Raw genomic sequence first — 10536 nt, forward strand, 5'->3', positions numbered from 1 at the left:
ATGTTAACAGCGAGTATAGACGTTTCGCCACGAAGCAATAATAGACTGAAGCATCGTTTCTTTTTCTTTGCGCCAGGTTAATCTGACGTCGATTAGGGGTACGATTTTGCGATTAATCGTGCATACTGTGCGCCTTTTTTGTGGGCCAAGGGACTACGCACACATTTCATATATATACACTAAATCATTCAAACTGCATCAAGGTGGCAAAGGAGTGGATCCCCGGGAGCCTTGTCGTTTGAAAGATGCCATGTATAAACGAAAGACGAGTCTATGAGCACTGATAATAAACAATCATTGTCTGCGATCACTCTCGCAGCGATTGGGGTTGTCTATGGTGATATTGGTACCAGCCCACTTTATACACTTCGTGAATGCTTGTCCGGTCAGTTTGGTTTTGGTGTTGAACGTGATGCCGTATTTGGCTTTCTGTCGCTGATTTTCTGGCTGCTGATCTTTGTTGTTTCTATCAAGTATCTGACTTTTGTCATGCGCGCAGATAACGCCGGTGAGGGCGGGATTCTGACCTTAATGTCGCTAGCCGGGCGTAATACGTCGGCGAGAATGACGTCCACGCTGGTCATTATGGGGTTAATTGGCGGTAGCTTCTTCTACGGCGAAGTGGTGATTACACCCGCGATCTCAGTCATGTCGGCCATTGAAGGTCTGGAAATTGTGGCGCCGGAACTGGATACCTGGGTCGTCCCGCTTTCTATTATTGTGCTTACTCTGCTGTTTATGATTCAGAAACACGGGACGGGGATGGTCGGTAAGCTGTTTGCGCCGATTATGCTGACGTGGTTTTTGATTCTGGCCGGACTCGGCCTGCGCAGTATCATCGCTAACCCGGATGTGCTTCATGCCCTCAATCCCATGTGGGCGGCGAAGTTCTTCCTTGAGTACAAAACGGTGTCGTTTATTGCGCTGGGTGCTGTGGTGCTTTCGATTACCGGGGTTGAGGCGCTGTATGCGGATATGGGGCATTTCGGCAAACTGCCGATTCGTCTGGCCTGGTTCTCGGTTGTTCTTCCTTCATTAACGTTAAACTACTTTGGTCAGGGCGCATTGCTGCTCAAACACCCGGAAGCGATTAAGAACCCGTTCTTCCTGCTGGCGCCGGAGTGGGCGCTGATCCCGCTGCTGATTCTTGCCGCGCTGGCGACGGTTATCGCCTCTCAGGCGGTGATTTCCGGCGTCTTCTCGCTGACGCGCCAGGCGGTGCGGCTGGGATATTTATCGCCCATGCGCATTATCCACACCTCCGAAATGGAGTCCGGGCAGATCTATATTCCGTTCGTGAACTGGATGCTCTATTTTGCGGTGGTTATTGTTATTGTCAGCTTTGAGCGTTCCAGCAACCTGGCGGCGGCATACGGTATTGCCGTTACCGGTACGATGGTGCTGACCTCGATTCTTTCTACCACCGTGGCGCGTAAAAACTGGCACTGGAATAAGTATTTTGTCGCGCTGATTCTGGTGGCGTTCTTGTGCGTTGATGTTCCGCTGTTCTCGGCAAACCTCGACAAGCTGCTGTCGGGCGGCTGGTTGCCGCTGACGCTGGGGATCGTGATGTTCATCATTATGACGACCTGGAAGAGCGAGCGTTTCCGTCTGCTGCGTCGTATGCATGAGCACGGTAACTCCCTGGAAGCCCTGATCGCCTCGCTGGAGAAATCGCCTCCGGTACGCGTCCCCGGTACGGCGGTGTATATGTCCCGCGCGCTGAACGTCATTCCGTTTGCGTTGCTGCATAACCTCAAGCACAACAAGGTGCTGCATGAACGCGTGATTCTGCTGACGCTACGCACGGAAGACGCGCCATACGTACACAATGTTCGCCGGGTGCAGATTGAGCAACTGTCGCCAACCTTCTGGCGCGTGGTGGCCAGCTACGGTTGGCGCGAAACGCCGAACGTTGAGGAAGTGTTCCACCGCTGCGGGCTGGAAGGGCTGAGCTGCCGGATGATGGAAACCTCTTTCTTTATGTCGCATGAATCGCTGATCCTCGGCAAACGTCCGTGGTATTTGCGTCTGCGCGGCAAGCTCTATCTGCTGTTGCAGCGTAATGCGCTACGTGCGCCGGATCAGTTTGAAATCCCGCCGAACCGGGTTATCGAACTGGGAACGCAGGTCGAGATTTAAGCCTTTTAAAATGCCGGGCGGCGCTGCGCCGCCGGGCAATTATCCCCCGCCGCATTTCACTTAGCGAAACGTTTCGACCCCGATCACAATTCCGTTACGTCATGATGGTTTTCTGCTCACTTCCGGGAGTAAACTTATTACCAGCGAAACGTTTCGCTAGTGGGGAAAGAAAATGAAGAAAGGCGCGGTACTTAATTCTGATATTTCATCGGTCATCTCCCGTCTGGGGCATACTGATACGCTGGTAGTGTGTGACGCAGGTTTACCTGTTCCATCCAGTACAACGCGTATCGATATGGCGTTAACCCAGGGCGTACCTTCTTTTATGCAGGTACTGGATGTCGTGACCCATGAAATGCAGGTTGAGGCGGCTATTCTCGCGACGGAAATCAAAGAACATAATCCGCAACTCCACGAAACGTTGCTCAACCATATTGAGCAACTGCAACAACACCAGGGAAACACCATAGAAATTCGTTACACCACGCATGAACATTTTAAAAAACTAACCGCAGACAGTCAGGCGGTGATTCGCAGCGGGGAGTGCTCCCCGTATGCGAATATTATTCTCTGTGCCGGCGTCACGTTCTGAGGCCATCATGGACGCATTACTGCAACTCAAAGGGATCGATAAAGCGTTCCCGGGCGTGAAAGCGCTATCTGGCGCCGCGTTAAATGTCTATCCAGGCCGCGTAATGGCGCTGGTGGGCGAAAATGGCGCGGGCAAATCCACCATGATGAAAGTCCTGACCGGTATCTATACCCGTGATGCGGGATCGTTATTGTGGCTGGGTAAAGAAACGACCTTCAATGGCCCAAAATCCTCGCAGGAAGCCGGGATTGGCATCATTCACCAGGAACTGAACCTGATCCCGCAGCTCACGATTGCCGAGAATATCTTTCTGGGGCGTGAGTTTGTAAATCGCTTTGGCAAAATCGACTGGAAAAAGATGTATGCCGAAGCGGATGTTCTGCTTGCCAGACTCAATCTGCGCTTCAAAAGCGACAGGCTGGTGGGCGAACTCTCTATCGGCGATCAGCAGATGGTCGAAATCGCCAAGGTACTGAGCTTCGAATCCCGAGTCATCATTATGGATGAACCCACGGATGCGCTCACTGATACCGAAACGGAATCGCTGTTCCGCGTCATCCGCGAGTTGAAATCGCAGGGGCGCGGCATTGTCTATATCTCCCACCGCATGAAAGAGATCTTCGAGATTTGCGATGACGTGACGGTTTTCCGCGACGGGCAGTTTATTGCCGAGCGTGAAGTGGCGTCGCTGACCGAAGATTCGCTGATTGAAATGATGGTCGGACGTAAGCTTGAAGATCAGTACCCGCGTCTGGATAAAGCGCCAGGCGAGGTACGCCTGAAAGTCGATAACCTGTGCGGTCCCGGCGTTAATAATGTCTCCTTTACTCTGCGCAAAGGGGAAATTCTGGGGATCTCCGGTTTGATGGGCGCCGGGCGTACAGAACTGATGAAAGTGCTGTACGGCGCGCTGCCGCGCACCAGCGGTTACGTCACGCTCGACGGGCATGAAGTGATTACCCGTTCACCGCAGGATGGCCTGGCTAACGGCATTGTTTATATCTCTGAAGACCGTAAACGTGACGGCTTAGTGCTCGGCATGTCGGTAAAAGAGAATATGTCGCTCACCGCGCTGCGTTATTTCAGCCGCGCTGGCGGCAACCTGAAACATAAAGATGAACAGCAGGCGGTGAGTGACTTTATCCGTCTGTTCAATGTGAAAACGCCGTCGATGGAGCAGGCTATCGGGTTGCTCTCTGGCGGCAATCAGCAGAAAGTCGCCATTGCGCGTGGACTGATGACCCGCCCCAAAGTGCTGATCCTCGATGAGCCAACCCGCGGTGTGGACGTTGGCGCGAAAAAAGAAATTTATCAGCTTATCAACCAGTTTAAGGCCGATGGTCTGAGCATCATTCTGGTCTCATCTGAGATGCCAGAAGTATTGGGTATGAGCGATCGCATTATCGTCATGCATGAAGGGCATCTCGGCGGTGAATTCACTCGCGAGCAGGCCACCCAGGAAGTGTTAATGGCTGCCGCTGTGGGCAAGCTTAATCGCGTGAATCAGGAGTAAAAAAGATGACTATCCAGGCTGTTTCTGGTCGCCGTTATTTCACTAAAGCGTGGCTGATGGAGCAGAAATCGCTCATCGCTCTGCTGGTGCTGATCGCGATTGTTTCTACCATGAGTCCCAACTTTTTTACCGTTAATAACCTGTTTAACATTCTCCAGCAAACGTCCGTCAACGCCATCATGGCCGTTGGGATGACGCTGGTTATCCTGACGTCAGGCATCGATCTATCCGTTGGTTCCCTGCTGGCGCTTACCGGCGCGGTTGCCGCTTCAATTGTAGGGATTGAAGTGAATGCGCTGGTGGCCGTTGCGGCGGCGCTGGCGTTAGGCGCCGCCATTGGCGCGGTGACCGGCGTGATCGTGGCGAAAGGTCGCGTGCAGGCGTTTATCGCCACGCTGGTGATGATGCTTCTGCTGCGCGGCGTCACGATGGTGTACACCAACGGAAGCCCGGTGAATACCGGCTTTACGGATAACGCCGATCTCTTCGGCTGGTTCGGGATTGGCCGTCCGCTGGGCGTTCCGACGCCGGTCTGGATTATGGGCATCGTCTTCCTGGCGGCGTGGTACATGCTGCATCATACTCGCCTGGGTCGCTATATCTATGCGCTGGGCGGCAACGAAGCGGCAACGCGTCTGTCGGGTATCAGCGTCAGTAAAGTCAAAATCATCGTCTATTCGCTTTGTGGTCTGCTGGCCTCGCTGGCGGGCATCATCGAAGTGGCTCGTCTCTCCTCCGCGCAGCCAACGGCGGGTACGGGTTATGAGCTGGATGCCATCGCAGCGGTCGTGTTAGGCGGCACCAGCCTGGCGGGCGGTAAAGGGCGCATTGTTGGGACATTGATCGGCGCATTGATTCTCGGTTTCCTTAATAATGGTTTGAATTTGTTAGGTGTTTCCTCCTATTACCAGATGATCGTCAAAGCGGTGGTGATTTTGCTGGCGGTACTGGTAGACAACAAAAAGCAGTAACAACGACTACAGGACATCTTAAATATGAACATGAAAAAACTGGCTACCCTGGTTTCTGCTGTTGCGCTGAGCGCCACCGTGAGCGCGAATGCGATGGCGAAAGACACCATTGCTCTGGTGATCTCCACGCTCAACAACCCGTTCTTTGTCACCCTGAAAGAGGGGGCGCAGAAAGAAGCGGATAAACTGGGCTATAACCTGGTCGTGCTGGACTCCCAGAACAACCCGGCGAAAGAGCTGGCTAACGTTCAGGATTTAACCGTTCGCGGCACTAAAATTTTGCTGATCAACCCAACCGATTCCGACGCGGTAGGCAACGCGGTTAAGATGGCTAACCAGGCGAATATTCCGGTTATCACCCTTGATCGCCAGGCAACCAAAGGCGACGTTGTCAGCCACATTGCTTCCGATAACGTGCTGGGTGGCAAAATCGCCGGTGATTACATCGCGAAGAAAGCAGGTGAAGGCGCGAAAGTGATTGAACTGCAAGGCATCGCCGGAACATCCGCAGCGCGTGAGCGTGGCGAAGGCTTCCAGCAGGCCGTTGCGGCACACAAATTTAATGTACTGGCCAGCCAGCCTGCTGACTTTGACCGCACCAAAGGTCTGAACGTCATGCAGAACCTGCTGACTGCGCATCCTGATGTGCAGGCGGTATTCGCACAGAACGACGAAATGGCGCTGGGTGCGCTGCGCGCTCTGCAAACCGCAGGTAAATCTGATGTGATGGTGGTTGGATTTGATGGTACGCCGGATGGCGAGAAGGCGGTAAATGATGGCAAACTGGCTGCGACTATCGCTCAGTTGCCGGATCAGATTGGCGCTAAAGGCGTTGAAACCGCTGATAAAGTACTGAAAGGCGAGAAAGTTCAGGCCAAATATCCGGTTGACCTGAAACTTGTCATCAAGCAGTAATAACGGCTCAGGCCGTTCGCGGTCTGATGGCGACATAAATACGCCATCCTCAGAGAGTTGTTTGAAGATGAAAGCGTAAAAAGAAAAGCAGGGCACGCGCCACCCTAACCCGGTGGCGCACTTTACTGGACATCCCGAACATGAAAACCGCAGGCAACCTTGTCGTCCTTGGCAGTATTAATGCCGATCACATCCTCAACCTCGAATCTTTTCCTGCGCCAGGCGAAACCGTAACGGGCACCCAATATCAGGTGGCATTCGGCGGTAAAGGCGCGAATCAGGCGGTGGCCGCAGGGCGCAGTGGCGCAAATATCGCGTTTATTGCCTGTACTGGCGATGACGATATTGGCGAGAGCGTGCGTAAACAGTTAGCCAGCGATAACATTGATATTGCTCCGGTCAGCGTGATTAACGGGGAATCTACCGGAGTCGCGCTGATTTTTGTTAATGGCGAAGGGGAAAATGTCATCGGCATTCATGCTGGCGCCAATGCCGCATTGGCACCAGCGCTGGTGGAAGCGCAACGCGAGCGTATCGCCGGGGCTTCTGCGCTATTGATGCAGCTCGAGTCGCCGATTGAAAGCGTGCTGGCGGCGGCAAAAATTGCGCATCAGAACAACACTACCGTTGCGCTTAACCCGGCTCCGGCGCGTGAACTGTCTGATGAGCTGCTGGCGCTGGTGGACATCATTACGCCAAATGAAACCGAAGCGGAAAAGCTCACGGGAATTCGCGTCGAAAATGATGAAGATGCCGCTAAAGCATCGCAGGTGCTGCATGATAAAGGCATTCATACCGTACTGATTACGTTAGGCAGCCGCGGCGTGTGGGCCAGCGTGAAGGGCGAAGGCCGTCGTGTGCCGGGGTTTAAAGTGAACGCCGTTGATACGATAGCCGCCGGGGATACTTTTAATGGTGCGTTAGTTACCGCCTTACTGGAAGAGACGCCGCTGCCGGAGGCCATTCGCTTTGCCCATGCCGCTGCTGCGATTGCGGTGACACGCAAAGGTGCGCAACCATCTGTTCCGTGGCGTGAAGAGATAGAGGCGTTTTTAGGTCAGCAGAGGTAACGTTTGGCTACAATGAAGGATGTTGCCCGTCTGGCGGGCGTTTCCACTTCAACTGTTTCGCACGTTATTAATAAAGATCGCTTTGTCAGTGAAGCTATCACCGGGAAAGTGGAAGCGGCGATTAAAGAGTTAAACTACGCGCCTTCAGCGTTGGCGCGTAGCCTGAAATTAAATCAGACCCGCACAATCGGCATGCTGATCACCGCCAGTACCAATCCTTTTTATTCAGAACTGGTGCGCGGCGTTGAACGTAGCTGCTTTGAGCGGGGCTACAGCCTGGTATTGTGTAATACCGAAGGCGATGAGCAGCGAATGAACCGCAATCTGGAAACGCTGATGCAAAAGCGGGTCGATGGCCTATTGCTGCTCTGTACGGAGACGCATCAACCCTCCCGGGAGATCATGCAGCGTTATCCCTCTATTCCTACTGTGATGATGGACTGGTCGCCCTTTGATGACGAAGGGGATTGCGATCTGATCCAGGACAACTCCCTTCTGGGCGGCGATTTAGCGACGCAATACCTGATTGATAAAGGTTTTACCCGAATAGCCTGCATTACCGGCCCACTGGATAAAACGCCCGCGCGTTTGCGGCTGGAAGGGTATCGGGAGGCCATGAAACGCGCGGGGCTGGAAATTCCTGAAGGGTATGAGATCACAGGAGATTTCGAGTTTGGCGGCGGATTTGAAACCATGCAAATGCTGCTGTCCCATAAACAACGCCCACAGGCGGTATTTGCCGGCAATGATGCGATGGCCGTCGGCGCGTATCAGGCGCTTTATCAGGCAGGGCTGCGCATCCCGCAGGATATGGCGGTGATTGGCTATGATGATATTGAACTGGCGCGCTACATGACGCCGCCGCTGACGACGATTCATCAACCGAAAGATGAACTGGGTGAGTTGGCCATCGACGTGTTGATTCACCGTATGGCACAACCCACGTTACAACAGCAGCGTCTGCAACTTACTCCTGTTCTGATGGCGCGGGGGTCGGTTTAGGTTTGTGCCGTTCTTTGATCAGATTGCGGCCATCTTTGGCTTTCAGCAACATGAACATCAGCGCGGATACCACCGTAATAGCGCCCATCGTAATAAAGGTATAGTGGAACTGTTCAACCGTATTGGTTCCTTCAATCCCTTCATAGAGACGCAATACGGCGGCGCTGATCGCTACCCCTAAACTGATGGAAAGCTGCTGCGTGACGGCCAGCAGACTGTTGCCGCTGCTGGCGTTATCATCGGTCAGGTCCGCAAGGGTGATGGTGTTCATGGCGGTAAACTGCGTGGACATCGCCATACCCAGAACAAACAGCGGCAGAATCAACATCCATACCGGCATGGCGGGGGATTGCAAAGAGAACTGCGCAATCATCAGGCCAATAAATACCGTAATGCCGACCAGCGTCGTCTTGTACCCCAGTTTGCGCAGCACCTGAGTGACCGCTGATTTCGCCAGAATAGAACCCAGCGCCGTCGGGGCCATCATGCAGCCGGCTATCAGCGCCGGGTATCCAAATCCTACCTGTATCATCAGCGGCATCAGGAAGGGAACGCATCCCGTTCCCAGACGCGTGGCGAGGTTTCCTGCTATCCCAACGGAGAACGTGCGCGTTCTGAACAGCGAAAGTGAAATCAATGGCGTTGGGTGTCGACGCGCATGGCGAATATAGGCCAGCAGCAGCACGATACTGCTCAGAATAATGGTTAATGCTATCCAGGTTGCGACGATCTTCTCGCCGAAAAGCTCCATTCCGCTGGAGAACAGCACCAGACTCAAACCAAAGAGGAAGAAGCCGGTCATGTCGAAACGGCGTCGCGGCGTGGTGAAGTTTGGCATGTACTTACGGGCATACAGGATACCGACAATGCCAATGGGAATATTAATCAGGAAGATCCAGTGCCAGCTTGCCCATGTCACCAGTATGCCCCCCAATACCGGGCCGAGGATGGGGCCGACCAGACCTGGCATCGTCACAAAATTCAGAACCGGAAGCAGTTCACTTCGGGGGTAAGCGCGTAATAATGCCAGACGGGCGACCGGCATCATCATTGCGCCGCCGATCCCCTGCACCACGCGGAAGACAACCAATTCAGCTAATGAGCCAGAAAGCGCGCATGCCAGCGAGCCGAGCGTAAACAGACTGACGGCAATAATAAAGACGCGACGGGTGCCAAAGCGATCGGCCAGCCATCCGCTTACCGGAATCAGCATCGCGACCGTCAGGGTATAACTGATAATAGCGGACTGCATGGCAAGAGGAGAACGGTTGAGGCTGTGCGCGATAGCGGGTAGAGCGGTATTAAGAATGGTGGCATCCAGCGCCTGCATAAAAAAAGCCATAGCCGCTATCCACGGCAACCCGGCCATACTGCGCGCTTTTTTCTCTGACATTCGGTATCCCGTTACTTGTCCGGTTGTTCGTTCGGCGCTATCAACAATGCCTGGCACGCTTTAAAGGCGCGATCGCCATCACTGTCGGCTATGGCATCTACAATAGCCTGGTGTAAATCCAGCTTCACCACATCGTTATAGGTAATAGAGGTGAAGTAGGTGTGATAGACCGAATGGAACAGCGAGGCAAAAGAGATTAAGAACGGATTCGCGCTCATTTCATAAATATGCTCATGCCACGCCATATCGACTTCAATCCAGCGTTCGCGTCTGAAGTTCTTCTTCAACGCCACCATCTCTTCCATTAAGGTATTCAGATGCGCTTTCTGTTCCGCTGACCCGATCGTCGCCGCCAGTGAACATGCCTGCGGTTCGAGACTGATACGCATCACCAGAAAATGATTAATAACCTGATGGAAGTTTTCTTCTGTCATCCACCAGGTGAGCAGTTCCTGATCGAGGAAGTTCCAGTTTGCCTGCGGCATAACCCGCGTACCAATACGAGGACGGGGCAACACCATGCCTTTTGCTGTTAGCGTCTTCACTGCCTCACGTACCGCCGTGCGACTCACGCCAAACTGCTCGCCCAGTTCGATTTCTCCGGGAAGAATGGTGCCGGGCGCGTATTCACCCTTTAAGATTCGCTGCGCCAGCTTCTCAGCCAGAACGTAGGAAAGATTTTTCTGTGCAGCTAACTGTTGTGCGCTTAAAGGCATAAATGTTTGTCCTTTCTCTTTTCTTATTCATTAGTATGCCATCAGGAAGTGTGATTAAGGTTGTAAAAACGGCAAATTGCTTATTTTATGGCATGTTAATAGTGGTTTTGCTTAAAAAGAAAGCAGTCGGAAAATAATTTTAAATTTCCCCTTGTCAGGCCGGAATAACTCCCTATAATGCGCCTCCACTGACACGGAACAACGGCACACAGGCCGCCGGGT

Annotated in this window: 9 protein-coding genes; 7 read left to right on the forward strand and 2 right to left on the reverse strand. The window is 53.2% G+C overall.

Features of this window, described 5'->3' with window-relative positions; all coding sequences use genetic code 11:
- The first annotated feature begins 273 nt into the window (after positions 1-273).
- The 7 genes from kup (at position 274) to rbsR (ending at position 8205) form a co-directional block, all read left to right on the forward strand.
- The gene (kup, locus tag OGX75_RS03480) at positions 274-2142 is read left to right on the forward strand and encodes a low affinity potassium transporter Kup (protein WP_012131104.1); all 1869 of its coding nucleotides are present in this window, start codon (positions 274-276) and stop codon (positions 2140-2142) included.
- A 172-nt stretch (positions 2143-2314) separates the two neighbouring features.
- Positions 2315-2734 carry a D-ribose pyranase gene (gene rbsD, locus OGX75_RS03485; protein WP_286451053.1) on the forward strand — a complete coding sequence of 140 codons (420 nt, stop codon included), beginning with the start codon at positions 2315-2317 and terminating at the stop codon, positions 2732-2734.
- A gap of 7 nt (positions 2735-2741) precedes the next feature.
- Positions 2742-4247 carry a ribose ABC transporter ATP-binding protein RbsA gene (gene rbsA, locus OGX75_RS03490; protein WP_012131106.1) on the forward strand — a complete coding sequence of 502 codons (1506 nt, stop codon included), beginning with the start codon at positions 2742-2744 and terminating at the stop codon, positions 4245-4247.
- A 5-nt stretch (positions 4248-4252) separates the two neighbouring features.
- On the forward strand, positions 4253-5218 hold the full coding sequence (gene rbsC, locus OGX75_RS03495; RefSeq protein WP_012131107.1) for a ribose ABC transporter permease: 966 nt from the start codon (positions 4253-4255) through the stop codon (positions 5216-5218).
- A gap of 24 nt (positions 5219-5242) precedes the next feature.
- Positions 5243-6133, forward strand: a complete 891-nt coding sequence (rbsB, locus tag OGX75_RS03500) for a ribose ABC transporter substrate-binding protein RbsB (protein ID WP_104867972.1) — start codon at positions 5243-5245, stop codon at positions 6131-6133.
- A 140-nt stretch (positions 6134-6273) separates the two neighbouring features.
- A complete protein-coding gene (gene rbsK / locus OGX75_RS03505; protein ID WP_286451054.1) occupies positions 6274-7203 on the forward strand; it encodes a ribokinase in 930 nt (309 codons plus the stop codon).
- Positions 7204-7206: 3 nt separating this feature from the next.
- Positions 7207-8205, forward strand: coding sequence for a ribose operon transcriptional repressor RbsR (rbsR, locus tag OGX75_RS03510; RefSeq protein ID WP_101744155.1), 999 nt, complete (start codon positions 7207-7209; stop codon positions 8203-8205).
- On the opposite strand, the gene mdtD is transcribed toward rbsR, so the two are convergent.
- Both mdtD and OGX75_RS03520 read right to left on the reverse strand, forming a co-directional pair.
- The gene (gene mdtD / locus OGX75_RS03515) at positions 8171-9598 is read right to left on the reverse strand and encodes a multidrug transporter subunit MdtD (protein ID WP_058668330.1); all 1428 of its coding nucleotides are present in this window, start codon (positions 9596-9598) and stop codon (positions 8171-8173) included. The genes rbsR and mdtD overlap by 35 nt on opposite strands.
- An 11-nt stretch (positions 9599-9609) precedes the next feature.
- A complete protein-coding gene (locus OGX75_RS03520; protein WP_012131112.1) occupies positions 9610-10314 on the reverse strand; it encodes a FadR/GntR family transcriptional regulator in 705 nt (234 codons plus the stop codon).
- Positions 10315-10536: the final 222 nt, after the last annotated feature.

Origin of the sequence: Citrobacter sp. CK199, from assembly GCF_030333285.1 — a bacterium.
In the GTDB taxonomy this organism is placed as follows: Bacteria; Pseudomonadota; Gammaproteobacteria; order Enterobacterales; family Enterobacteriaceae; genus Citrobacter_B; species Citrobacter_B koseri.

Excerpts from the sequence above, each read along its gene's own strand:
- kup (WP_012131104.1), top strand. The coding sequence starts at position 274 with ATGAGCACTGATAATAAACAATCATTGTCTGCGATCACTCTCGCAGCG.
- rbsD (WP_286451053.1), top strand. The coding sequence starts at position 2,315 with ATGAAGAAAGGCGCGGTACTTAATTCTGATATTTCATCGGTCATCTCC.
- rbsA (WP_012131106.1), top strand. The coding sequence starts at position 2,742 with ATGGACGCATTACTGCAACTCAAAGGGATCGATAAAGCGTTCCCGGGC.
- rbsC (WP_012131107.1), top strand. The coding sequence starts at position 4,253 with ATGACTATCCAGGCTGTTTCTGGTCGCCGTTATTTCACTAAAGCGTGG.
- rbsB (WP_104867972.1), top strand. The coding sequence starts at position 5,243 with ATGAACATGAAAAAACTGGCTACCCTGGTTTCTGCTGTTGCGCTGAGC.
- rbsK (WP_286451054.1), top strand. The coding sequence starts at position 6,274 with ATGAAAACCGCAGGCAACCTTGTCGTCCTTGGCAGTATTAATGCCGAT.
- mdtD (WP_058668330.1), bottom strand. The coding sequence starts at position 9,598 with ATGTCAGAGAAAAAAGCGCGCAGTATGGCCGGGTTGCCGTGGATAGCG.
- OGX75_RS03520 (WP_012131112.1), bottom strand. The coding sequence starts at position 10,314 with ATGCCTTTAAGCGCACAACAGTTAGCTGCACAGAAAAATCTTTCCTAC.